The organism is Pseudomonas sp. 1912-s, from assembly GCF_029269205.1.
Lineage (GTDB): Bacteria > Pseudomonadota > Gammaproteobacteria > Pseudomonadales > Pseudomonadaceae > Aquipseudomonas.
On the sequence record NZ_JARIXR010000038.1, the window covers coordinates 18,385 to 41,178 of the forward strand.

At 63.0% G+C, this 22,794-nt stretch carries 19 protein-coding genes; 12 read left to right on the forward strand and 7 right to left on the reverse strand.

Annotation, left to right across the window (positions count from 1 at the left end):
* Positions 1 to 6: 6 nt before the first annotated feature.
* The 3 genes from gspF to P3C29_RS29240 all read right to left on the reverse strand — a co-directional run bounded on the left by gspF (position 7) and on the right by P3C29_RS29240 (position 4,574).
* A complete protein-coding gene (gene gspF / locus P3C29_RS29230; RefSeq protein WP_275966083.1) occupies positions 7 to 1,209 on the reverse strand; it encodes a type II secretion system inner membrane protein GspF in 1,203 nt (400 codons plus the stop codon).
* On the reverse strand, positions 1,206 to 2,942 hold the full coding sequence (gspE, locus tag P3C29_RS29235; RefSeq protein ID WP_201122917.1) for a type II secretion system ATPase GspE: 1,737 nt from the start codon (positions 2,940 to 2,942) through the stop codon (positions 1,206 to 1,208). The genes gspF and gspE overlap by 4 nt, the downstream gene beginning before the upstream one ends.
* 591 nt (positions 2,943 to 3,533) lie before the next feature.
* On the reverse strand, positions 3,534 to 4,574 hold the full coding sequence (locus P3C29_RS29240; protein ID WP_275966084.1) for a LacI family DNA-binding transcriptional regulator: 1,041 nt from the start codon (positions 4,572 to 4,574) through the stop codon (positions 3,534 to 3,536).
* 205 nt (positions 4,575 to 4,779) lie between these two features.
* On the opposite strand from P3C29_RS29240, the gene P3C29_RS29245 reads away from it, so the two are divergent.
* Genes P3C29_RS29245 through P3C29_RS29255 form a run of 3 tightly spaced genes read left to right on the forward strand, consistent with a single transcriptional unit; the run spans position 4,780 to position 9,316 of the window.
* Positions 4,780 to 7,020, forward strand: a complete 2,241-nt coding sequence (locus P3C29_RS29245) for a TonB-dependent receptor (RefSeq protein WP_275966085.1) — start codon at positions 4,780 to 4,782, stop codon at positions 7,018 to 7,020.
* Positions 7,021 to 7,022: 2 nt separating this feature from the next.
* Positions 7,023 to 8,354: an LLM class flavin-dependent oxidoreductase gene (locus P3C29_RS29250; RefSeq protein ID WP_275966086.1), complete on the forward strand. Its 1,332-nt coding sequence runs from the start codon at positions 7,023 to 7,025 to the stop codon at positions 8,352 to 8,354.
* Positions 8,351 to 9,316: a sulfonate ABC transporter substrate-binding protein gene (locus P3C29_RS29255; protein WP_275966087.1), complete on the forward strand. Its 966-nt coding sequence runs from the start codon at positions 8,351 to 8,353 to the stop codon at positions 9,314 to 9,316. Before P3C29_RS29250 ends, P3C29_RS29255 begins: the two co-directional genes overlap by 4 nt.
* Here the strand turns inward: P3C29_RS29255 and P3C29_RS29260 are convergent.
* Together P3C29_RS29260 and hpaR (P3C29_RS29265) are read right to left on the reverse strand one after the other, a co-directional pair.
* Positions 9,286 to 11,676: a TonB-dependent receptor gene (locus P3C29_RS29260; RefSeq protein WP_275966088.1), complete on the reverse strand. Its 2,391-nt coding sequence runs from the start codon at positions 11,674 to 11,676 to the stop codon at positions 9,286 to 9,288. The genes P3C29_RS29255 and P3C29_RS29260 overlap by 31 nt on opposite strands.
* A gap of 87 nt (positions 11,677 to 11,763) precedes the next feature.
* A complete protein-coding gene (gene hpaR, locus P3C29_RS29265) occupies positions 11,764 to 12,186 on the reverse strand; it encodes a homoprotocatechuate degradation operon regulator HpaR (RefSeq protein ID WP_010175430.1) in 423 nt (140 codons plus the stop codon).
* Positions 12,187 to 12,398: 212 nt separating this feature from the next.
* On the opposite strand from hpaR (P3C29_RS29265), the gene P3C29_RS29270 reads away from it, so the two are divergent.
* Entirely contained in the window at positions 12,399 to 13,655 is a 1,257-nt protein-coding gene (locus tag P3C29_RS29270) for an OprD family porin (RefSeq protein ID WP_010175431.1), read from the forward strand.
* 11 nt (positions 13,656 to 13,666) lie between these two features.
* Here the strand turns inward: P3C29_RS29270 and hpaA are convergent, their stop codons facing one another.
* Positions 13,667 to 14,569, reverse strand: a complete 903-nt coding sequence (gene hpaA / locus P3C29_RS29275) for a 4-hydroxyphenylacetate catabolism regulatory protein HpaA (RefSeq protein ID WP_010175434.1) — start codon at positions 14,567 to 14,569, stop codon at positions 13,667 to 13,669.
* Positions 14,570 to 14,712: 143 nt separating this feature from the next.
* Between hpaA and P3C29_RS29280 the strand changes: the two genes are divergently transcribed.
* The 8 genes from P3C29_RS29280 to hpaI all read left to right on the forward strand — a co-directional run bounded on the left by P3C29_RS29280 (position 14,713) and on the right by hpaI (position 22,159).
* Positions 14,713 to 15,378, forward strand: coding sequence for a fumarylacetoacetate hydrolase family protein (locus P3C29_RS29280; RefSeq protein WP_169387706.1), 666 nt, complete (start codon positions 14,713 to 14,715; stop codon positions 15,376 to 15,378).
* Positions 15,375 to 16,145, forward strand: coding sequence for a fumarylacetoacetate hydrolase family protein (locus P3C29_RS29285; protein WP_010175437.1), 771 nt, complete (start codon positions 15,375 to 15,377; stop codon positions 16,143 to 16,145). The genes P3C29_RS29280 and P3C29_RS29285 overlap by 4 nt, the downstream gene beginning before the upstream one ends.
* Positions 16,146 to 16,150: 5 nt before the next feature.
* Positions 16,151 to 17,611, forward strand: a complete 1,461-nt coding sequence (hpaE, locus tag P3C29_RS29290; protein WP_154973868.1) for a 5-carboxymethyl-2-hydroxymuconate semialdehyde dehydrogenase — start codon at positions 16,151 to 16,153, stop codon at positions 17,609 to 17,611.
* Between the two features lie 170 nt (positions 17,612 to 17,781).
* A complete protein-coding gene (gene hpaD / locus P3C29_RS29295) occupies positions 17,782 to 18,639 on the forward strand; it encodes a 3,4-dihydroxyphenylacetate 2,3-dioxygenase (RefSeq protein WP_169387705.1) in 858 nt (285 codons plus the stop codon).
* 141 nt (positions 18,640 to 18,780) lie between these two features.
* The gene (locus tag P3C29_RS29300) at positions 18,781 to 19,173 is read left to right on the forward strand and encodes a 5-carboxymethyl-2-hydroxymuconate isomerase (RefSeq protein ID WP_275966089.1); all 393 of its coding nucleotides are present in this window, start codon (positions 18,781 to 18,783) and stop codon (positions 19,171 to 19,173) included.
* A gap of 49 nt (positions 19,174 to 19,222) precedes the next feature.
* On the forward strand, positions 19,223 to 20,527 hold the full coding sequence (locus P3C29_RS29305; RefSeq protein WP_169387704.1) for an MFS transporter: 1,305 nt from the start codon (positions 19,223 to 19,225) through the stop codon (positions 20,525 to 20,527).
* Positions 20,528 to 20,537: 10 nt separating this feature from the next.
* The gene (hpaH, locus tag P3C29_RS29310; RefSeq protein ID WP_201122899.1) at positions 20,538 to 21,341 is read left to right on the forward strand and encodes a 2-oxo-hept-4-ene-1,7-dioate hydratase; all 804 of its coding nucleotides are present in this window, start codon (positions 20,538 to 20,540) and stop codon (positions 21,339 to 21,341) included.
* Between the two features lie 17 nt (positions 21,342 to 21,358).
* A complete protein-coding gene (hpaI, locus tag P3C29_RS29315) occupies positions 21,359 to 22,159 on the forward strand; it encodes a 4-hydroxy-2-oxoheptanedioate aldolase (RefSeq protein WP_275966090.1) in 801 nt (266 codons plus the stop codon).
* Between the two features lie 142 nt (positions 22,160 to 22,301).
* Here hpaI and hpaR (P3C29_RS29320) read toward each other — a convergent pair whose 3' ends face one another.
* Positions 22,302 to 22,724: a homoprotocatechuate degradation operon regulator HpaR gene (gene hpaR, locus P3C29_RS29320; protein ID WP_010175444.1), complete on the reverse strand. Its 423-nt coding sequence runs from the start codon at positions 22,722 to 22,724 to the stop codon at positions 22,302 to 22,304.
* Positions 22,725 to 22,794 lie beyond the last annotated feature (70 nt).

Here is a 22,794-nt window from a genome sequence, read left to right on the forward strand (position 1 = left end):
GGGTCTTCATATATTGCTGGTCAGGCTCATCAGCGGCAGCATGATCGCCAGCATGATCACCGCCACCAGCACCGCCATGACCACAGTCAGGGACGGCACCAGCGCGGCCAGCAGCCGGTCGATGCCGCGTTTGGCTTCGACGTCGAACACGTCGGCGACCTTGAGCAGCATGCTGTCCAGTTCACCGGCCTGTTCGCCGACTTCAATCATTTGCAGGGCCAGGTCTGGCAACAGCGGCTGGCTGCCAAACGCACTGGCCAGGGTGCCGCCGCCCTTCACCGACTCGGCGGCGTGGGCGACTTGTGCCTGCAACGCACGGTTGGTGCAGACCTGACGGGCGATCACCAAGGCTTGCAGCAGCGCCACGCCGTTGCTCAGCAAGGTGCCGAGGGTACGGGCCAGGCGTGCGGCTTCGACCCGTTGCAACAGCGGGCCGATGAGACGAATACCGAGCACGCGCCGGTCATACGTTTCGCGGTGCAGAGGATTACGCAGGTACGCCGCCAGGCCCCAGCTCACCGCGATCAACCCGGCGAACACCGCCAGGCCATAGGCGCCGAGGAACTGCCCGAGGTCCAGAATCACTTCAGTGATCAGCGGGATTGGTACGCCCAGGTCCTTGAAGATCGGCACGAACTGCGGCACCACATAAGCCAGCAACAGCGCCAGCGAACCGAGCACGCCGACCACCAGGAAGGCGGGATAGATCAGGGCGTTGATCACTTCGCCCCTCAATAACTGGCTGCGTTCCAGGTAGTCGCTGAGCTGGCGCAGGGTGTGCTCCAGCGCACCGCCTGCTTCGCCGGCGCGGACCATACTCAGGTACAGCGGCGAGAACTGGCTGCCCTCCTCCTCCAGCGCCGCCGACAAGGGCTTGCCGGCCTTGACGTGCTCGCGGATGCGCTCGATCAGTGCACGGGTCTGCGGTTGGCCGGGCTGCTTGAGCAGGATGCCCAGGGAGCGTTCCAGCGGCTGGCCCGCCCCCAGCAGCGTGGCCAGTTGCTGGGTAAAGCTGACCAGCGCCGCGCCGTTCAACTGGCCACGCCCGAACGCATTACGCAGCCCTTGGGCACCGGCGGCATCGATCTGCAACAGCAACAGGCCGCGCTTGTGCAGCGCGGCGATGGCGGCGGCCTGGTCCCTGGCTTCGACGGTGCCGTTTTGCGCGAGGCCCTGGCTGTCCAGGGCGCGGTATTTGAACAGGCTCACGCGCCCTCTCCACGGGTGACGCGCAGCACTTCTTCCAGGGACGTGACACCCGCCAGCGCCTGGCGCAGGCCCTCTTCATGCAGGGTGCGCAGGCCACCACGGCGAGCGGCCTGCTCGAGGGTGGCGGCGTCGGCCTGGCGCATCAACAGGCTGCGCAGCTCGTCATTCATCACCAGTAATTCGGTGATTGCACTGCGGCCGTGGTAACCGCCGCCGAGGGTGTTGGCGCGGGGCCGGTACAGCAGGATCGGGCGCTGGTCGGTGAAGCGGTCGAGGCGGTGTTCCCGGATCAATTCCGGTGGCGCTTCGAACGCCTCGCGGGTCGCCGGGTCGAGGCGGCGCACCAGGCGCTGGGCGAGGATGCCATTGACGGTCGAGGCGATCAGGTAGCTCTCCACACCCATGTCCAACAGGCGCGTGATACTCGCCGCCGCGCTGTTGGTGTGCAGGGTCGAGAGCACCAGGTGGCCGGTCAGGGAGGACTGGATGGCGATGCGGCAGGTTTCGAGGTCGCGGATCTCACCGATCATGATCACGTCCGGGTCCTGGCGCACGATGGAGCGCAGCGCCCCGGCGAAGTCCAGCCCGATGGCCGGTTTGACCTGAATCTGGTTGATGCCTTCCAGCTGGTATTCCACCGGGTCTTCGACGGTGATGATCTTGCGCTCGGCGGTATTGAGCCGCGACAGCGCGGTGTACAGCGTGGTGGTCTTGCCCGAGCCGGTGGGCCCGGTGACCAGCAGGATGCCGTGGGGCCGTTCGAGCACCTCCAGAAAGGTTTCCAGCCGCCGGCCGTCGAAGCCCAGGCTCGGGAAATCGAACTGCACGGTCTGGCGGTCCAGCAGGCGCATCACCACCGACTCGCCAAAACTGGTGGGCACCGTGGACACCCGCAAATCCAGTTCCTTGCCCTGGATGCGCAACATGATCCGGCCGTCCTGCGGCAGCCGGCGCTCGGCGATGTCGAGGCGCGCCATGATCTTGACCCGGGAAATCACCGCCGCCGAAGAACTCGCCGGCGGCGCTTCGGCTTCGTGCAGCACACCGTCGATGCGGTAGCGCACCTTGAGCTGGTTTTCGAAGGGTTCGATATGGATGTCCGAGGCGCGCTGTTCCACGGCCCGTTGCAGGATCAGGTTGACCAGGCGAATCACCGGGGCTTCGGAGGCCATGTCCTTGAGGTGTTCGATGTCTTCGAGGGCGCCGCCCTGCTCGTCGAGGTTTTCGATCAGGGTGCCCATGGCGGAACGGCCCTGGCCGTAGTAGCGCTCGATCAGGGTTTCGACTTCATTGCGCGGCCCCACTGCCAGCCACACCGGCACGCCGCACGCATACGCCAGGGCCTGGAACGGATACAACAACGCCGGATTGGCCGCCAGCACCCGCACACCACCGTGGCTCCAGCCCACCGGCACCACCTGATAATGGCGCATGAAACGCTCGGTCAGCGCCGGCAGCGGGTCAAGTACGGGCGGTGCGGCGTCGGCCAGCAACAACGGGGCGCCGAGCAAATCAGCCCAGGCCCGCGCCAGTTGCACTTCGGAGACCAGGCCCAGGCGCGTCAGCAGGCCGAGCAAACCGCTGTCATCGGCGTCCTGGGATAATCGTCGCGCGCGCTCCAGGTCGACGGTTTTCAGACCGGCTTTTCGCATCAGCCACGCGCACACCTGTTCGGCGTCCGGAATTTGCATTCGGCACGCATCGATGGGTATTGCCGATATGGACTGGGGCATTTGTACAAATCTGAGGGGCTATTTAAAAACCTGTTCCGTGGCACGTGCGGCGCGCGCTGGAGCAAGTGCATCCAAACTTAGTTAGAGGTAATTGGCGCAGGCGATGTCCTGACAAGGTAAAGACCCTACACCAAAACATTTTGTATTACAGCCAACTTAATTTATGGCCATTTAGAACTACCGAAAGACGCCACTAGTTGGCCATGACCCCGGAACCGTCGTTTAAAAAATCGACTAACATGTTTAAACTAAGTTCATTAGTGCAGGGAAATATTGCCCACCTCACGCAGAATCCAGCTGCAGCTTGATGCTTAACGGCAATATTTGACCCGTTGACCGCAATTTATCGATTAAAAATGCCATTTCGCAATATCATATAGACACTACTCACCAGAACAGTCCACTCAATCATTACACCTTATACATTGTGAAATTCGCTGTGCTAATTGCAATTAGCCATCGCCCAAAAACCTCACAAAAGACGAACTAGCACCGGTAAAAAACTGACGAACGCGCACCACCCAACGCATGTTTCGGCGTCCGACTTTGAATAACTCGATATCACAGAGTCCCGAGAAGCCGCAATCAGACTCAGGCGCTCTCACGCTCCATCAAGCTGCACGCCAACAGGTTCAAGCGCTGCACTTCATCCTCTACCGGCAGCACGCCCAGGCTTTCAAGCACCCGCGTCGCCGCCAGCACACCAATCTCCAGGGCAGGCGGCTTGATGGTGCTGAGACTCGGCAAGAGCATTTCGGCAAACGGGTAATCACCAAAGCCGAGCACCGCACACTCCTCGGGGATTTTCAGCCCGGCCCGTTGCCCGGCCAGCAAGCCACCGGCGGCCAGGTTGTCATTGGCGAAGATGATTGCGTCGGGCGGCACGGCAGCGCTCATCAACGCTTGCATGGCTTGCTTGCCCGCCTCAAACGGTGCGCGATCGGCGTCCGGGGCAAACACCCAGGGCTGCAAACCCAGCTCCAGCAGGGTCGCGCTGTAGCCGTCCCGGCGCTCCAGTGCACTGAAGTCCCCCGGCGCGCTGTTCTGCACGAAGGCGATGCGCCGATAACCCTTGCCATGCAGGTAGCGCGCGGCGGTCACGCCCACCTCGTAATGGGAAAAGCCAATCTGCAACGGCTCGCGCCCGGGTTGGTAGTCCCAGGTTTCGACCACCGGGATATCGGCCTCGGCGATCATCTTCTCGGTGCCCGCACTGTGGAAGCGGCTGGTGAGCACCAACGCCGCCGGCGACCAACCGAGGAACGCGCGCACTGCGTTTTCTTCCTGCTCGGCGCTGAAGTAACTGGACGCCAGCAGCAGTTGATAGCCATGCCGGCTGAGGGTGTCGCTGAAGCCCTGGATGGTATTGGCGAAGATCGGCCCGGAGATGTTCGGGATCACCATCGCGACGATTCTGCCCCGCGCGGACGCCAACCCACCCGCCACCAGGTTGGGCACGTAGCCCAACTCGGCGACCACCGCCGCGATGCGTTCGCGGCGCTCAGGCGAGACCTGCTCCGGCTGGTTGAAATAGCGCGACACGGTAATCGCTGACACACCGGCCTGGCGCGCCACGGTGTTCAAGGTGACACGGCCGGCGCCACGGCGTTTCCGGGGTTTGTCTTCGCTCAAGGGACGATCCTGTTAAAAACCTAAAAGAATATAAAACTAATTTTTTAGTATTTGACGCTCTATGTCACACCTACCAATAATGCCGATGTTAGCGCTACCAAAGCGTTTTGTCTGCTACTCGCTCGAGCGAATGCCCAAGACAGTTTCAACGGCGCTGTCGTCGCAGAACGGCAGCGGTTCAGGGCACATTTCGAGCGGTCAGAGCATGCGCACACATTCGGGGCAACCTCAAAAACTTTCGCAATCCATCCGCGCCGCCACCGCGCGCCGCCCCCATCTGGGCTGGCTCCTCGCGGGGCTCGCCGCCCTGCCAGTACCCGGTGCATTTGCCGCCGACGAGCAGGAACCCACCCTCAAGCCGGTCACGGTAACCGCCACCCGCCGCGAAGAATCGCTGCAAAAGGTTCCGGTGGCCGTCTCGGTGCTCGATGGCGAACAGCTGGAGCGTGACAATCGCAACGGCGTGGGCAGCATCGTCCAGCAAGTGCCGTCACTGAATTTCCGTACCGGCGCGTCGAACAAAGACACCTCGCTGTTCGTGCGGGGCGTGGGCACGATTTCCACCTCGCCCGGGGTTGAACCCACCGTGGCCACGGTGATTGACGGCGTGGTGTACGCCCGCCCGGGCCAGGCCACTCTCGACCTGCTGGACCTGGAGCGCGTCGAAGTGCTGCGCGGGCCCCAGGGCACGCTGTTCGGCAAGAATGCCTCGGCCGGTGTGCTCAACATCACCAGCAAGGCGCCGACGGCCGAGACCCACGGCTACATCGACCAGTCCTACTACAGCGGCAATGAAAGCCGCACCCGCTTCGGCCTTGGCGGCAGCCTGATTCCCGGTACGCTGAAGGGCTCGATCAGCGGCCTGTTCGGCACCTACGACGGTAACGTCGACAACAAGCACAACGGCCAGGAAGTGAACGGTTACAACCACCAGGGCGTGCGCGGCAAGCTGGAGTTCACCCCCAACGACGACGTGAAACTGACCCTGATTGCCGACTACATGCAGTCCCACGACGACGCACCCAATGGCGTGGTGAGCAAATCCCTGACCCCGGCGTTCGCCAACGCGTTGAACCCGGTGCGCGGGACCAGCGACAACCGCGCCATCAACACCGACACCCGTACCCGCGTCGACGACACCAACAAAGGCTTGTCTGCCCAACTGGACTGGAACCTGGGTGATTACACCCTGACCTCGATCACCGCCTGGCGCGGCTGGGACAACACCCAGTACCAGGACGGCGACCGCCTGGGCGCCGTGACCGCGGCCTTCCCCGGCACCGCCGACAAAGGCCAACTGGCGTTCGACCAATATTCCCAGGAGCTGCGGCTGGCCTCGCCCAAAGGCGAATTCCTCGAATACGTCGGCGGCCTGTTCTACATGCACGGCAAGGACCAGGAAACCTACCAGCGCACCCTCACCACCACCACGCGCACCGACCGTGGCATCGCCGACTACGGCACCACCAGCGACAGCTACGCAGTGTTCGGCGAGACCACGCTGAATTTCACCTCGAGCTTTCGCGGCATCGCCGGCCTGCGCTATACCCACGACGACCTGGAATACGATCACCGCCGCGTGTCCACCTCGGCCACCACCGTCAGCGGCATTCAACCGGCCACCAGCAGTTCCGGCTCGGTGGATGAAGACGGCTGGTCCGGCCGGTTGGGGGTGCAGTACGACCTGAGCGACACCGTCACCAGCTACCTGACCTACTCGCGCGGGTACAAGGGCCCGGCCTACAACGTGTTCTTCAACATGCAGCCACGGGACACCGACGCGCTGAAGCCGGAAACCTCCAACACCTGGGAAGTCGGGATCAAGGCCACCAGCTGGAACAACCGCCTGACCACCAACCTGGCGATTTTCCACAGCGACTACGACAACTACCAGGCGAACTTCTTCGACACTGTCGCCGGGCAAGTGGTGACGCGCCTGATCAACGCCGGCAGTGTCAGCACCGAAGGCGTCGAACTCGACTACGCCTTGCAGGCCACCCAACAACTCAAGCTCTCCGGCGCACTGGCCTACACCCGTGCCCGCATCGATGAGTTCGCCTGCCCGCCGGGCGCGGCGGCATCGTGCAACGTCAACGGCAAGCCACTGCCCTTCAGCCCGGATTGGAAAAGCTACGTGCGCGCCGACTACAGCATCCCGCTGGACAATGGCCTGGATATCGAACTGGGCACCGACTACAGCTGGCAGAGCGAAGTGCAGTACGACATCAGCCAGAATGTCGACACCAAGCAAGGCGCCTACGGCATCTGGAACGCCAGCGTCGCCCTTGCCGACTACAACAACGGCTGGCGCGTGGCGCTGCTGGCGAAGAACCTCACCGACAAATCCTATTCACCGCTGCTGGCCAGTGGCGGCAGCTACATCTACCGCGCCGTACCCCGTGACGATGAACGTTACTTCGGCGTGCAACTGCGCAAGGATTTCTGAGCATGCCCCGTCAACTGAAACTCGGCGCTTTCCTCATGGCCACCGGGCACCACGTGGCCGCCTGGCGCCATCCTGATGTACCGGCCAACGCCGGGCTGGATTTCGCCCACTACAAACGCCTGGCGCAGATTGCCGAGGCGGCAAAGTTCGACGCCCTGTTCGTGGCCGACAGCATTGCTGCCGCCACCGGCGAGATCGCCAGCCGCATGGCGCGCTCGGACCATTTCGAGCCGCTGACGTTGCTCTCGGCGTTGAGCGCGGTGACCGAACACATCGGCCTGATCGCCACGGCCACCACCAGCTACAACGAGCCTTACCATGTGGCACGCAAATTCGCCTCCCTGGATCACTTGTCCGGCGGGCGCGCCGGCTGGAACCTGGTGACCTCGGACAATGCCGCCGAAGCCCGGAATTTCGGGCGAGACGAACACCTCGGCCACGGCGAACGCTACAGCCGTGCGCGGGAGTTTCATCAGGTGGTGACGGGCTTGTGGGACAGCTGGGAAGACGATGCCTTTGTGCGCGACAAGGCCAGTGGCAGCTACTACGACCCGGCAAAACTGCACGTGCTTGAACATGTCGGTGAACACTTTCGGGTCAAGGGCCCGCTGAACGTGGCGCGCTCGCCCCAGGGCCAGCCGGTGATTGTCCAGGCCGGTTCTTCCGAGGCGGGCCGTGAGTTGGCGGCGCAAACCGCCGAGGTGGTGTTCACCGCCCAGACTTCATTGGCCAGTGCCCAGGCGTTCTATGCCGACCTCAAGGGTCGCCTGGCTCAATACGGGCGCGAGCCGGATGCATTGAAGATCATGCCGGGGGTGTTTGTGGTCGTCGGGCAGACAGAAGCGCAAGCGCGAGACAAATTCGAGGCCTTCCAGCAGTTGGTCGAACCCGAAGTGGGCGTCGCCTTGCTGGGGCGCATGCTGGGCAATTTCGACTTGTCTGGCTACCCGCTGGACGGCCCGCTGCCGGAGCTGCCATTGACCGACAGCGGCCAGCGCAGCCGCCAGCAACTGCTGACCGAACTGGCGGGCCGCGAACACCTGAGCCTGGCGCAGCTGGGCCGCCGAATTGCCGGTGGACGCGGGCATTACAGCCTGATCGGCACGCCCGCTCAGATCGCTGATGAGCTGCAACACTGGTTCGAAAACGGCGCCGCCGATGGCTTCAATGTGCTGGTGCCGCACCTGCCGGGCGGGCTCGAGGACTTCGCCCAGTGGGTGGTGCCGGAACTGCAACGGCGCGGCCTGTTCCGGACCGAATACGCAGGCTCCACGCTGCGTGAAAACCTTGGCTTGGCGCGGCCGGGCAATCGCTTTGCGGAGAAACAAGCATGAAGATTCCTGCGCTGGTGTTTGCGCTGTTTGCCCTGACGCAAACCGCGCTGGCGGCCGATCCGGCCACCCTGAGAATCGGCTACCAGAAAGGCTCGATTGCCCTGGTGCTGGCCAAGGAACATGGCCTGCTGGAAAAACGCTTCGACCAGACACAGGTGCAATGGATCGAATTTCCCGCTGGCCCGCAAATGCTCGAAGCCTTGAACGTGGGCGCGCTGGACGTGGCGTCCACCGGTGATATTCCGCCATTGTTCGCCCAGGCGGCGGGCGCCGATCTCGTCTACATCGGCGCCGAACCGCCCAAGCCGACGGCGGAAACCCTCCTGGTGCGGGCGGACAGCCCACTGCACACCATCGCCGACCTCAAGGGCAAGAAAGTCGCCTTCCAGAAAGGCTCCAGCTCCCACAACCTGGTCCTGCGGGCATTGAATGAAGCCGGCTTGAGCTACAAGGACATCCAGCCGGTTTACCTGCCACCGGCCGACGCCCGGGCGGCCTTCGAGCAAGGCAGTGTCGACGCCTGGGCCATCTGGGAACCCTACTCGTCACTGGCCCTGAGCCAAAGCCCCAGCCACGTGCTCGCCAATGGCGAAGGCTTGAACCTTTCGGGGCCGATCTATACCGCGCGGCGCGACTACGCCCAGGCCCATGGCGGGTTCATCCACGCCCTGCTCGATGAACTCAGCGCTGCCGAAGCCCTGACCCGCAGCCAGCGCGAAGACAGCCTGCAGGTGCTGACCCGTTCCATGGGTCTGCCGGCCGGGGTGATTGCGCGTTATGTCGACAATCGACCGCCATCGCCGGTACTGCCGATTGATCAGCACATCATCCAGGCGCAGCAGGAGACGGCGGACCTGTTTTACCAGAACCGCCTGTTGCCCAAGCCCATCGATGTACAGAAGGCTGTGTGGCAGGCCGCCGATGCCTCCCCTCAAAAGTCGACGGTGGCCGACAGCAAGTAAGTACGTGGCGTCGACAAGGTCAAGCCCGGCTCGCTGTCATCCGAGGCGCCCGCCGAACTCCAGTAGCGCCGGTTGGCCACGTTCTCGACATTGGCCCGCAGCGTGATGTGCTTGTCGTCGACTTTGAAGGCATAGCGGGCGCCGACGTCGAGGCGGGTCCAGGCGTCGATTTCCTTGACGTTGGACTGGTCCAGGTACTGCGAGCTGGAGTAGATCCCGCGACTGGTCAGGGTCAGGCCCTCAACGGTCGGCACGTCCCACTCGGCCCCCAGGTTGACGTTGTATTTGGGCGTGGCGGGGGCGCGGTTGCCGTCGTAGGTGCCGTTGGTGGTGTTCGTCAACTCGCTGTCGATGTACATCACCCCGCCCAGCAGGCGGAAGCCCTTGAGCGGCTCGCCGAACACGCTGAGTTCGACGCCGTCGTTCTGGCGCTTGCCATTGGGGCCGAACACCAGCGTGGTGGCATTGGTCTCGTAGGCCGGCTGCTTGATCCGGAACACCGCCGCCGTCACTGCGAACGCACCGGCGTCGTACTTGGCGCCGACTTCGACCTGGCGACTGATGAACGGCGGGAAGATTTCGTCATCGTTGACCGAGGTCGACGGCGCGACCTTGCCCTGGCTCAAGCCTTCCATGTAGTTGGCGTACAGCGACAGCTTGTCGGTGGCCTTGAACAGGATGCCGCCCGAGGGTGAAATCTTCTCTTCGTCGTAGGCGGTGTCGCCTTTGACGTCATCGGTCCAGTCGTCCACCTTGACCCGCTGCCAGCGCGCGCCGAGGGTCAGCAGCAGACGGTCATCGAAGAAGCCCAGGGTGTCGGACAACGCCACGCCGCTGAAGCGGTTTTCGGTGTAGACCTTCGAGTCGAGTCGCGTCGGCCTGCCGGGGGCAGGGATTTCCACCGGGTTGTAGAGATTGCTCGAACCTGACGCATACCGCGCGCCGCCGTTTTCAAAGTCCATGTAGAAGTAACTGGCAGCCAGGTTGACCTCATGGCTCACCGGGCCGGTATGGAACCAGTTACGCACGCCCGCCGTGGCGGTGCGCACGTTTTCGTCGCGGGTGAAGTCCCGGGGCTGCACGCTGAAATCGCCGGCGTTGTTGGTCACCGATACCGCATGGCGCAGGAAGTCATGGTTACTTTTGCGCGCGCCGACGCCGCCGTAGAGCATCACGTTGTCGCTGAGGTCGAACTCACCGTTGACCGTGCCGAAGGTGTCATTGGTGCTGGCCTTGCTCCAGGGCTGCGCGTAGTTGTGGCGCACGTCGTTGGCGCTCGGCACATTGGCCTTGGGGCCGACCTGCACGCGCTCTTGCGGGGCGTCGGTGTCGCGCTCGGTGCGGCCGATGTCGGTGGAGAGTCGCAGGCGTTCACCGCGAAAATCCAGGCCGAGTACGGCCATTTCGCGGTCGACGCTCTGGTGATCCCAGGTGGTGTCGCCGGACTGCTTCACACCGTTGAAACGCAGGCCGAACTTATTGTCTTCACCAAAGCGCCGGCCGATGTCCACGGCGCCACCCGCCTGGCTGTCGGAGGCCCAACTGCCGGTGAACGAGGTGATGGGTGTGTCGGTGGCGCGCTTGGGCACCACGTTGATCCCGCCGCCCACGCTGCCCCGGGGCGAGATGCCGTTGATCAACTGGCTGGGGCCTTTGATGATGTCGACGCGCTCGGCCATTTCCATGTCGATGGTGTAGGTCGGCAGCACGCCGTAGAGGCCGTTGTAGGCGACATCACTGTTGAACAGGCTGAAGCCGCGAATGGTGAATTGCTCATAGCGCCCGCCCGCCGGGTTGGTGGCGCGCACCGAGGGGTCGCTGGCGATCAGGTCGCCGAGGGTGCGCGCCTGCTGGTTCTTGACCGCCTCGCTGGTGTAGGTGGTCATGCTGAACGGGGTTTCCATGAAGTCCCGCGAGCCCAGCAAACCCTGGGAACCACGGCGCGCCACCTGGCCACCGGCGAAGGACTCGCTGCCGGCATCGCCGGTGGTGCCGAGAATCGAGGTGGGCGCCAGTTGCAGGCTGCCGCCTTCGGGAACCGGGGTCAGTATGTAGGCCTGTTCACCCATAGGCTGCAGTTGCAGGCCCGAGCCCTGGAGCAAGCGCGCAAACCCTTCTTCGACGCCGTATTCGCCGGACAGGCCGGCACTGTTGCGGCCGCTGACCAGCGCCGGGTCTACCGACAGGTTAACCCCGGCCAGGCCGGCGAAACGGGTCAACGCGGCACTCAGGCTGCCGGCCGGCACCTGGTAACTGCGCCGGGACGCGCCGTCTTCGGCGTAACTGATGGGGACGAACAACGGGCTGGCACTCAGGCTCAGCATGAGGCTGAAATTCAGCAACGGACGTAGGGCGGGCATTGGCAAAAGCTCTCGATTTTGTTCACTTACCTGGAATGACCAGCCAGGTGAAAAAAGGGGACAGGCTTCAGCCAATATTTTTTGAAATTACGGTTTGATGCCTTTCAGCTTTTGCAGCAGCTCCATCAATTGCTCCAGGGATTCCTCGCCGAACTGTTCCTGAATCTTCTGGTAGTTGCTTTCCATCCCGGCGCTCATGTCGACAAAACACTGCTGCCCCTGCTCGGTCAGGGCGACGAACACCCGGCGCTGGTCTTCGGCGGATTTGCGCCGGCGTACGATGCCGTCACGCTCCAGCCGCCCCAGCACGCCAGTCATGCTGGGCTTGAGGATGCACGCGAGGTGCGCCAGTTGGTGGCTTTCCAGTTCGCCCTGCTGGCGCAGGATGCGGATCACCCGCCACTGCTGTTCAGTCAGGTCATGTTCATTGAGCAAAGGCCGGAAGAACGCCATGGTCGCTTCGCGGGCCTGGAGCAAGGTGAGCGTAAGGGACGGTCTGGGGGTGGGCATGGTTCACGCGCAGTAGAGGTCGAAGCGTCGAAGCTTAGAGTCGGTGTCACGTGCGTGCAACCCGGGGCACGCAGCAAGTCGTTAATTTCGAAACGAATTCATAAAAACCTGTTAATCCAGCTATTCAGCTTAAAGATAACATGTTAACAATATGCCCGCCCCTGCCCCGGTGGCGGGCTCTACCAACAAAAACAACAAAAGGAACGCCCCTCATGCATTCGTGCCTCTTTCGCACGGCGGCAAGCGCTGGCCTGTGCGCCGCGTTTACCCCTCTGGTCGCCCACGCCGATTTTATCCAGGACAGCAAAGCCAGCCTGGATCTGCGCAATTTCTACATGAACCGCGACTTTCGCCAGACCAACGCGCCGCAGAACAAGGCCGATGAGTGGGCCCAGGGGTTTGTGCTGCGCCTGGAGTCGGGCTACACCGAGGGCGTGGTCGGTTTTGGCGTGGACGCCCTGGGTGAAATGGGCCTGAAGCTCGACTCCAGCCGCGACCGCCGGGGCACCGGGCTGCTGCCATCCGGCGCCAGCGGCGAGCCGGCCGACAGCTACAGCGAACTCGGCCTGACCGCCAAGTTGCGCCTGTCGAAGACCGTGCTCAAGCTCGGCACCCTGCAACCGATATTGCCGGTGGCCGCCTACAACGACACCCGGCTGCTGCCGTCGACCTACAACGGCGAGCTGGTGACCTCCCAGGACATCGACGGCCTGACGTTAAACGTCGGCCGCCTGGAAAAACAGAACCTGCGGGACTCCTCCAACAACGAGTCCATGAGCTACGGCGGCGTCAACAGCAGCCACCTGGACCTGGCCGGCGGCACCTACGCGATCAACCCGCACCTGGCGGCGACCTATTACTACGCGCAGATGCAGGACATCTACCGCCAGAACTTTATCGGCCTGGTGCATGACCTGCCGCTGGCCGAGGGCGTGAACCTGCGCACCGACCTGCGCTACTTCGATACTCGCGAGCAAGGCAGCGCCCTGCTGCGCAGCCCTACCCGGGTGGACGGCGGGCGGATCGACAACCGGTTTTTCAACGGCATGTTCAGCCTGTCGGTGGGCGCGCACAAATTCGGCCTGGGCTTCCAGAACCTTTCCGGCGACGGCGACTTCGCTTTCCCGGGCCAAGACCCGTATTCGGTCAACCTGGTGACCATCAATATCTTCACCAAGGCCAACACCGATGCGTGGCAGGCACGTTACGACTACAACTTCGCCGCCCTCGGCCTGCCGGGCCTGACCTTCATGACCCGCTATGTCGACGGCAGCCACGCGCAAACCGCCACGGTGCGCAACGGCCGGGAATGGGAGCGTGATACCGACCTGGTCTACACCGTGCAAAGCGGCCCGCTGAAGAACGTCAACGTACGGCTGCGCAACGCCACCCTGCGCTCAAGCAACGGCCTGACCAGCGACATCGACGAAAGCCGGGTGATCATCGGCTACACCGTGGCCCTGTGGTAACGCCGGGCGCCTCAACGCAACCCCGACTGACGCTGGCGGTATTCCCCCGGCGTCATCTGCGCGTAGCGCTGGAAGAACCGGCTGAAATACGCCGGGTCCTTGAACCCAAGCTGGTAGCAGATTTCATTCGCCGAACTGCCGGTAAACAGCAGCAGGCGCCGGGCTTCCTGCATCAGCCGTTCAAGGATCAGGCGTTTCGACGGCAGGTCGGCAATCCGCCGGCACACCTCGTTGAGGCGCGCCTCGGTGACGCCCACACCGTCGGCGTAGCGCGACAGCGGCCAGTGTTGCAGGTAGTGGTCTTCGATCAGTTCGTTGAAGCGATGGAAGATCCGCAGGTCTTCATGGCGGGCCGGACGGGCTTCCAGGGAATTGGCGCAGAGGCGCAGCAGGCTGATCATGATCAGGCGAGTCAGGCTGTCCAGCGCCGAACCACGCCCGCAGGCCTGGGCGTTGATCTCGCTGCACAGCTCGTCGAAGAGGAACTCCAGGCGGCGCACCTCGGGATGAAACTCCGGTGCCAGTCGCGCCAGCGCCACACAGGCGGCCGGCAATTGCGCGCCGGGGGCCAGGCTGGGGTCGGCGTCGATCAAGGCCCACACCAGTTGCTGGCGCACCGTCAGCACATGGCCGTCGGCATCGGCTTCGGTGACGAAGGAATGTGCCACCGTCGGCGGTGTGAGGAAAAACATCGGCCCGGATTCAAGGTACTGCTGGTCATCCAGATAGACCCGCACTGCGCCCGTCTTGACGTAATGCACCTGGAAAAACCGGTCGTGGCGGTGCACCGGCATGTTGCGACCAAAAAATCCCGCCAGGTTGCCGAGCCTGTCGTAGTGCACCTCGGCATCGCTGTAACGCTGGTCGTAGACCTGCCCGATGTTGATGTTGGGGATCGGCTGACGATCGCTCATCGCTGCATTCTCTTTGTTGTTTTGACTGCCCTGAAATATTGCCACGCTTGACGATAGTTAACATCTTAATTATAACGTTAACAGGTTAACGAATATCCCGCGAAGCAGACCCCAATCTGCCCCGCCACTGCCAGGAGAAAAGCATGAGCCGTGCCCTGCACGATGTTGCGAACGGCACCCTGTTCGGCGTTGCGCTGAACTACCAGGGGTTGCTGAACCAACGTCTCGCCGAATTCGAACAAGCGCCTTACCAGAAACCACCGGTCAAGCCGGTGCTGTTCATCAAGACGCCCAACACCCGCAACCACCACGACGGCGTGGTGCTGCACCCTCAGGGTGAACGGCTGCAACCAGGCCCGGCCCTCGGGGTGGTGATTGGCAAGAGCGCCAGCCGGGTCAGCGTCGAAAACGCCCTGGAACATGTGGCGGGCTACACCATCGTCAACGAGTTCAGCCTGCCGGAAGACAGCTACTACCGCCCGGCGGTGAAGGCCAAATGCCGGGACGGTTTCTGCGCAGTGGGCCCGGAGTTGATGGCCCGTGACCAGGTCGCCAACCCGCACCAATTGAGCGTGAAGCTGTTCGTCAACGGTGAACTGCGCCAGCAAAACTCCACCGCCAATTTCGTGCGCAGCATCCCGCAGTTGATCGCCGAGATCAGCGAGTTCATGACCCTGCACGAAGGCGATGTGCTGATCACCGGCACGCCCGAAGGCCGGGTGGATGTGCAACCCGGCGACACGGTTGAAGTCGAGATCAGCGGCCTGGGCCGCCTGGTCAACCACATCAAGGCAGAGGAGCTGTCATGAAACACGCCCGTATTCGCTTTGAAGGTGAAGCCCACCAGGTTCTGGTCGAAGCTGAAAACGCCGTGCGCCTGGCCGACGGTCGCCTGCTGGCCGAAGACCAGGTCGAGTGGCTGCCACCGGCCACCGGCAGCATGTTCGCCCTCGGCCTGAACTACGCCGACCACGCCGCCGAACTGGCCTTCAAGCCGCCCACCGAACCGCTGGCCTTCATCAAGTCCCCCGGCACCTACACCGGCCACAACCAGGTGACCTGGCGCCCGGACAACGTCGCCTACATGCACTACGAGTGCGAACTGGTGGCGGTCATCGGCAAGCCGGCACGCAACGTCAAACGCGAGAACGCCCTGGAGTATCTGGCCGGCTACACGGTGTGCAACGACTACGCGATCCGCGACTACCTGGAAAACTACTACCGCCCCAACCTGCGGGTAAAAAACCGTGACGCCACCACGCCGGTAGGCCCGTGGATCGTGGATGTCGCCGACGTGCCGGACCCGAGCAACCTGAAGCTGCGCACCTGGATCAACGGTGAACTGCGCCAGGAAGGCAGCACGAAAGACATGATCTTCGACATCCCGTATTTGATCGAATACCTGTCCAGCTTCATGACCCTGCAACCCGGCGACATGATCGCCACCGGCACGCCCGAAGGCCTGGCCGATGTGGTGCCGGGGGATGAAGTGGTCGTGGAAGTGGAAGGCGTCGGTCGCCTGGTCAATCGAATTGTCAGCGAGGCGGACTTTTTCGCCGCCGGTCAAGAGGCATGAGCAACATGATCAAACACTGGATCAACGGCCGTGAGGTCGAAAGCAAAGACACCTTCATCAACTACAACCCGGCCACCGGCGAAGCCATCGGTGAAGTCGCCAGCGGCGGTGCCGAAGAAGTGGCGCAGGCGGTAGCGGCGGCCAAGGAAGCCTTTCCGAAATGGGCGGGAACACCGGCCAAGGAACGTGCCCGCCTGATGCGCAAGCTCGGTGAACTGATCGAACAGAACGTGCCGCACCTGGCCGAACTGGAAACCCTCGACACCGGCCTGCCAATCCACCAGACCAAAAACGTGTTGATTCCCCGGGCGTCCCACAACTTCGATTTCTTCGCCGAAGTCTGCACCCGCATGGACGGCCACAGCTACCCGGTGGACGACCAGATGCTCAACTACACCCTGTACCAGCCGGTGGGTGTGTGCGCGTTGGTGTCGCCGTGGAACGTGCCGTTCATGACCGCCACCTGGAAGACCGCGCCGTGCCTGGCGCTGGGTAATACCGCCGTTTTGAAAATGTCCGAGCTGTCGCCGCTGACGGCCAATGAACTGGGGCGCCTGGCGGTCGAGGCCGGCATTCCCAAGGGTGTGCTGAACGTGATCCAGGGCTACGGCGCCACGGCCGGTGATGCGCTGGTGCGCCACCCGGATGTACGGGCGATTTCCTTCACCGGCGGCACCGCCACCGGCAAGAAAATCATGCAGACCGCCGGGCTGAAAAAGTATTCGATGGAACTGGGCGGCAAGTCGCCGGTGCTGATTTTTGAAGATGCCGACCTGGAGCGCGCCCTCGACGCGGCATTGTTCACCATCTTCTCGCTGAACGGCGAACGCTGCACCGCCGGCAGCCGGATCTTCATTCAGGAGAGCGTCTACCCGCAGTTCGTCGCCGAGTTTGCGGCCCGCGCCAAGCGCCTGATCGTTGGCGACCCGCAAGACCCGAAAACCCAGGTCGGCTCGATGATCACCCAGGCCCACTATGACAAGGTCACCGGCTACATCAAGATTGGCCTCGAAGAAGGCGCCACCCTGCTGGCCGGCGGCCTGGAGCGCCCGGCCAACCTGCCGGCGCACTTGAGCCGCGGGCAGTTTATCCAGCCGACGGTGTTTGCCGATGTGAACAACAAGATGCGCATCGCCCAGGAAGAGATCTTCGGCCCGGTGGTGTGCCTGATCCCGTTCAAGGACGAAGCCGAGGCGCTGCAACTGGCCAACGACACCGAGTACGGCCTGGCGTCGTACATCTGGACCCAGGACATCGGCAAGGCGCATCGTCTGGCCTACGGCATCGAAGCCGGCATGGTGTTCATCAACAGCCAGAACGTGCGGGACTTGCGCCAGCCGTTCGGTGGGGTAAAAGGTTCCGGCACCGGCCGTGAAGGCGGCCAGTACAGCTTCGAAGTGTTCGCCGAGATCAAGAACGTGTGCATTTCCATGGGCAGTCACCACATCCCGCGCTGGGGTGTTTGAGTGATCCCTGTGGGAGCTGTCGAGCTTTGGCGAGGCTGCGATGCAAGCACTGCGGTCTGCCGGAGACAGCGCGGTGATCCCATCGCAGCCTCGCCGGGGCTCGACAGCTCCCACATTTGATCTTTGACAACACGCTTCCAAGACAAAAACAATTATTCAGGAGAATCATCATGGGCGAAGTCGTCCTGGCAGCAAAGATCTGCCACGTTCCCTCGATGTACCTGTCGGAACTGCCCGGCAAGCACCACGGTTGCCGTGAAGCAGCCATCGCCGGGCACAAGGAAATCGGGCGGCGCGCCCGTGAACTGGGGGCCGACACCGCCGTGGTGTTCGACGTGCACTGGCTGGTCAACAGCGGGTATCACGTCAACTGCGGCGAGCACTTCAAGGGCACCTACACCAGCAACGAACTGCCGCACTTCATCAAGAACATGGAGTACGAATACCCGGGCTGCCCGGAACTGGGCGAGTTGATCGCCGCCGAGGCCAACCTGGCCGGCGTGCGCACCATGGCCCACAACATCCCGAGCCTGGAACTGGAATACGGCACCCTGGTACCGATGCGCTACATGCACATGGGCGTACCGGACGCGCAGAAGTTCGACGTGATTTCGATTGCCGCGTGGTGCGCCTGGCACCGCCTGGAAGACAGCTTCGCGTTTGGTGCCGCCGTGCGCCGGGCCATCGAGAAGAGCGACCGCAAAGTCCTGGTACTGGCTTCGGGCTCCCTCTCCCACCGCTTCTCGGACGACCGCGAAGCCGAAGCCAACATCCACAACTGGACCCGTGAATTCGACAAGCAGATGGACCTGCACGTGGTGGAAATGTGGAAGCAAGGCCGCTTCAAGGAGTTCTGCGCGATGCTGCCGGACTACGCCGAGCACTGCTTCGGCGAAGGCAAGATGCACGACACCGCGATGCTCCTGGGACTGCTGGGCGGGCCGGACTACAACCAGCCGGCCGAGATCATCACCCCGCCATTCGGCAGCTCGGGCACCGGGCAGATCAATGCCGTTTTCCCATTATGAGCCTTGGTGAGGATCAATGTGGGAGCTGGCTTGCCTGCGATGCAGGCACCTCGGTGTAACTGTCTCACCGAGTTGATGCCATCGCAGGCAAGCCAGCGCCCACAAGAAACTCGCTGCACCTCACCCTTAGAGGAGACGCACATGCCGCACTTCATTGCCGAATACACCGACAACCTCGAACAGCAAGCCAACCTGCCGGCCCTGTTCGAACAGGTTCACGCCGTGCTGGGGGCCAGCGGCGTGTTTCCCCTGGGAGGCATTCGCAGTCGCGAGGTGCGCCTGGACACCTGGCGCATGGCCGACGGCAAGCATGACTACGCCTTCGTCCACATGACCCTCAAGGTCGGCCACGGACGGGACCTGGAAACCCGCAAGAGTGTCGCCGAAACCCTGTTCAAGGTCATCACCGAGCACTTCGCCGAGCTGCAGTCCCAACGGCTGCTGGCGTTGTCGTTCGAGATGATCGAGCTGCACCCCGAGCTGAATTTCAAGCAGAACAACGTGCACGCATTCCTGAAGAACCAGGCGGGCTGAGCACAGCCCGCTTTCCGCCCATGGCACTCAAACCAAAAAGAACAACATCATGAGCACAGCCAATACCGCCGACAGCACCACCCTGATCGAACATCAGCGCACCCACAGCATCGTCACCTGGCGACTGATGCCGTTGCTGCTGATCTGTTACCTGTTTGCCCACCTGGACCGGATCAACATCGGCTTCGCCAAGATGCAGATGAGTACCGACCTGCACTTCAGCGACACGGTGTACGGCCTCGGGGCCGGCCTGTTTTTCATCGCCTACGCGCTGTTCGGCGTGCCGAGCAACATGGCCCTGGACCGGGTCGGCCCACGGCGCTGGATCGCCTGCCTGATGGTGGTCTGGGGCGTGCTGTCCACCAGCATGCTGTGGATCGAAAGCTCCACCGGTTTCTACGTGCTGCGCTTTTTGCTGGGGGTCGCCGAGGCCGGTTTCTTCCCGGGAATCCTGGTGTTTCTCAACCGCTGGTACCCGGCCCGACGCCGGGCCCAGGTCACCGCGCTGTTTGCGATTGCAGTGCCCATGGCCGGTGTGGTCGGCGGCCCGTTGTCCGGTGCAATCCTGGAGAACTTCCATGATTTCGGCGGGCTGCGCGGCTGGCAGTGGATGTTCCTGATCGAAGGCGCGCCGGTGGTACTGCTCGGCTTGGTCGTCCTGAAATACCTGCCCGACAGCTTCGAAACCGTGAAGTGGCTGGCGCCCGCGCAAAAGCAACAACTGCGCGAGCAACTGAGCACTGAAGAACAACGCAAATCCATCACCTCCTTTGGCGGCATCCTGCGTGACCCGCAGGTGTGGCTGCTGGTGGCGGTGTACTTCGCGGTGATGCTGGCGGTGAACACCCTGGCGTTCTGGATGCCCACCCTGATCCACGGCGCCGGCATCGGCCGCGACAGCCAGGTGGGCCTGCTGAGTGCCGTACCGTATCTGGCCGGGTGCTTCTTCATGATCGGCTGCGGGCGCTCATCGGACCGCAACCGCGAGCGCCGCTGGCACCTGTGCGTACCGCTGTTGATGTCGGCCATCGGTATCGCCGTCGCCGGGCTTTCGCCCACCAACCCGACCCTGGTGCTCGGCGGCCTGATCCTGGCCGGTATGGGCGCCAGTGCCGCGCTGCCGATGTTCTGGCAACTGCCACCGGCGTTCCTGTCCAACAGCACCCAGGCGGCCGGTATCGCGCTGATCAGCTCGTTCGGCAGCATCGCGTCGTTCCTCGCTCCGTACCTGATCGGCTGGATGCGCGACACCACCCAAAGCGCGAGCCTGGCCCTGTATGTGCTGGCGCTGCTTATCGCCCTCGGCGGCCTGCTGGTGCTGCGCACCCATGCGGCCATCGTCAATCCCCAGTAGAGAGTTTGTCATGCTTGATCAAGCCCAAATCCAGCAAGCCGCCGCCCGCCTCGACCAGGCCGAGCGCTCCCGTGAGCAGGTGCGCCAGTTTTCCCTGGACCACCCCAACATCACTATCGACGACGCCTATGCCATCCAGCGCGCCTGGGTGGCACAGAAAATCAAGGACGGGCGCAAGCTGGTCGGGCACAAGATCGGCCTGACCTCCCGGGCCATGCAGGTGTCGTCGAACATCACCGAGCCGGATTACGGCGCGCTGCTCGATGACATGTTCTTCGATGAAGGCACCGACATTCCGTTCGAGCGCTTCATCGTCCCACGGGTGGAAGTGGAACTGGCGTTCATCCTCGGCAAGCCGCTGAAGGGCCCGAACTGCACGATTTTCGACGTGCTCGATGCCACTGAATGGGTGATCCCGGCGCTGGAAATCATCGACGCCCGCATCCAGCAGATCGACCCGCACACCAACGCCACCCGCAAGGTGTTCGACACCATTTCCGACAACGCCGCCAACGCCGGCGTGGTGATGGGCGGCCGCGCCGTGCGCCCGACCGAGATCGACCTGCGCAAGGTGCCCGCCGTGTTGTACCGCAACGGGGTGATCGAGGAGTCCGGGGTGTCGGCCGCCGTGCTCAACCACCCGGCCAAGGGCGTGGCCTGGCTGGCGAACAAACTGGCGCCCTACGACGTCACCTTGCAACCTGGCCAGATCATCCTCGGCGGCTCTTTTACCCGCCCGGTGGCGGCGAACCCGGGTGACACCTTCCATGTCGACTACGACATGCTGGGCTCCATCTCCTGCCGCTTTGTCTGACCCTGGAGGACTGTTTCATGGACATGCCCATCAACCGCTTCAAGCAGCGCCTGCAACGTGGCGAAACCCAGATCGGCCTGTGGCTCGGCCTGGCCGACGCCTACTGCGCCGAGCTGGCGGCGAATGCCGGGTTCGACTGGCTGCTGATCGACGGCGAGCACGCACCGAATGACCTGCGCGGCATGCTCGGCCAGTTGCAGGCCGTAGCGCCGTACGACAGCCAGCCGGTGATTCGCCCGGTGATCGGCGATACCGCGTTGATCAAGCAGGTGCTGGATATTGGTGTGCAGACGCTGTTGGTGCCGATGGTGGAGACGGCTGATCAGGCCCGGCAGCTGGTGCGGGCGATGCGTTATCCGCCCCAGGGCATACGCGGCGTGGGCAGTGCGCTGGCGCGGGCGTCGCGCTGGAACAGCATTCCCGGTTACCTGGACGAGGCCGATGCGCAGATGTGCCTGCTGGTGCAGATCGAGAACCGTGAAGGCCTGGAGAATCTGGACGCGATTGCGGCGGTTGAAGGCGTCGACGGGGTATTTATCGGGCCGGCGGATTTGAGTGCGGCCATGGGGCATCGAGGCAATCCCGGGCATCCCGAGGTGCAGGCGGCGATTGAAGACGCCATCGTCCGGATTCAAAAAGCCGGCAAGGCGGCAGGGATCTTGAGTGCGGATGAGAAGCTGGCGCGGCGGTATATCGAACTGGGGGCGGCGTTTGTGGCGGTGGGTGTGGATACGACGGTGTTGATGCGCGGGTTGCAGGGGCTGGCTGCGAAGTTCAAAGACACCGCAGCACCGGCCATTACCGGCGGAGTGTACTAACCCCGTCAAACAACAGAGATCAACTGTGGGAGCTGGCTTGCCTGCGATAGCATCACCTCGGTGTACCTGAAGGATCGAGGCGCCTGCATCGCAGGCAAGCCAGCTCCCACATTTTGATCACCTGTTACTCATCTACCGTGATTCAACGCTTGATGGTCTTCAACTCATCCAGCAACCCCAGCAACACCTGCAACTTCTCCTCCCCAAACTGCCCCTGCAAGCGCTGGTAATTCTCTTCCATGCACTGGCTCATCGACTCGAAACTGGCCTTGCCCTTCTCCGCCAGCGTCACCAGCACCCGCCGCTGATCCTGCTCGGCCTTGCGCCGGTGCACCATCCCCGCCGCCTCCATGCGCACCAGCACGCCGGTCATGCTCGGTTTGAGAATGCACGCCAGTTCGGCCAATTGATAAATCTCCAGCTCGTCATGCTGGCTGAGAATTCGGATGACCCTCCATTGCTGCTCGGTCAGCCCATGCTCATTCAGCGAAGGCCGAAAAAAACTCATGGCCGCTTCACGGGCCTGCAACAGGGTCAAGGTCAGGGATTGTCTGGGTTTCAACATAGGCTCAGGGTCACGATAGATTTAGTTAATGTTTTAACGAAACTCTAACACTCTCCTCCCCGCCTCACGC

Excerpts from the sequence above, each read along its gene's own strand:
- P3C29_RS29255 (WP_275966087.1), top strand. The coding sequence starts at position 8,351 with ATGAAGATTCCTGCGCTGGTGTTTGCGCTGTTTGCCCTGACGCAAACC.
- P3C29_RS29300 (WP_275966089.1), top strand. The coding sequence starts at position 18,781 with ATGCCGCACTTCATTGCCGAATACACCGACAACCTCGAACAGCAAGCC.
- P3C29_RS29280 (WP_169387706.1), top strand. The coding sequence starts at position 14,713 with ATGAGCCGTGCCCTGCACGATGTTGCGAACGGCACCCTGTTCGGCGTT.
- hpaH (WP_201122899.1), top strand. The coding sequence starts at position 20,538 with ATGCTTGATCAAGCCCAAATCCAGCAAGCCGCCGCCCGCCTCGACCAG.
- hpaR (WP_010175444.1), bottom strand. The coding sequence starts at position 22,724 with ATGTTGAAACCCAGACAATCCCTGACCTTGACCCTGTTGCAGGCCCGT.
- P3C29_RS29285 (WP_010175437.1), top strand. The coding sequence starts at position 15,375 with ATGAAACACGCCCGTATTCGCTTTGAAGGTGAAGCCCACCAGGTTCTG.
- P3C29_RS29305 (WP_169387704.1), top strand. The coding sequence starts at position 19,223 with ATGAGCACAGCCAATACCGCCGACAGCACCACCCTGATCGAACATCAG.
- hpaE (WP_154973868.1), top strand. The coding sequence starts at position 16,151 with ATGATCAAACACTGGATCAACGGCCGTGAGGTCGAAAGCAAAGACACC.
- hpaR (WP_010175430.1), bottom strand. The coding sequence starts at position 12,186 with ATGCCCACCCCCAGACCGTCCCTTACGCTCACCTTGCTCCAGGCCCGC.
- hpaA (WP_010175434.1), bottom strand. The coding sequence starts at position 14,569 with ATGAGCGATCGTCAGCCGATCCCCAACATCAACATCGGGCAGGTCTAC.
- P3C29_RS29250 (WP_275966086.1), top strand. The coding sequence starts at position 7,023 with ATGCCCCGTCAACTGAAACTCGGCGCTTTCCTCATGGCCACCGGGCAC.
- P3C29_RS29260 (WP_275966088.1), bottom strand. The coding sequence starts at position 11,676 with ATGCCCGCCCTACGTCCGTTGCTGAATTTCAGCCTCATGCTGAGCCTG.
- P3C29_RS29270 (WP_010175431.1), top strand. The coding sequence starts at position 12,399 with ATGCATTCGTGCCTCTTTCGCACGGCGGCAAGCGCTGGCCTGTGCGCC.
- P3C29_RS29245 (WP_275966085.1), top strand. The coding sequence starts at position 4,780 with ATGCGCACACATTCGGGGCAACCTCAAAAACTTTCGCAATCCATCCGC.
- hpaD (WP_169387705.1), top strand. The coding sequence starts at position 17,782 with ATGGGCGAAGTCGTCCTGGCAGCAAAGATCTGCCACGTTCCCTCGATG.
- gspE (WP_201122917.1), bottom strand. The coding sequence starts at position 2,942 with ATGCCCCAGTCCATATCGGCAATACCCATCGATGCGTGCCGAATGCAA.
- hpaI (WP_275966090.1), top strand. The coding sequence starts at position 21,359 with ATGGACATGCCCATCAACCGCTTCAAGCAGCGCCTGCAACGTGGCGAA.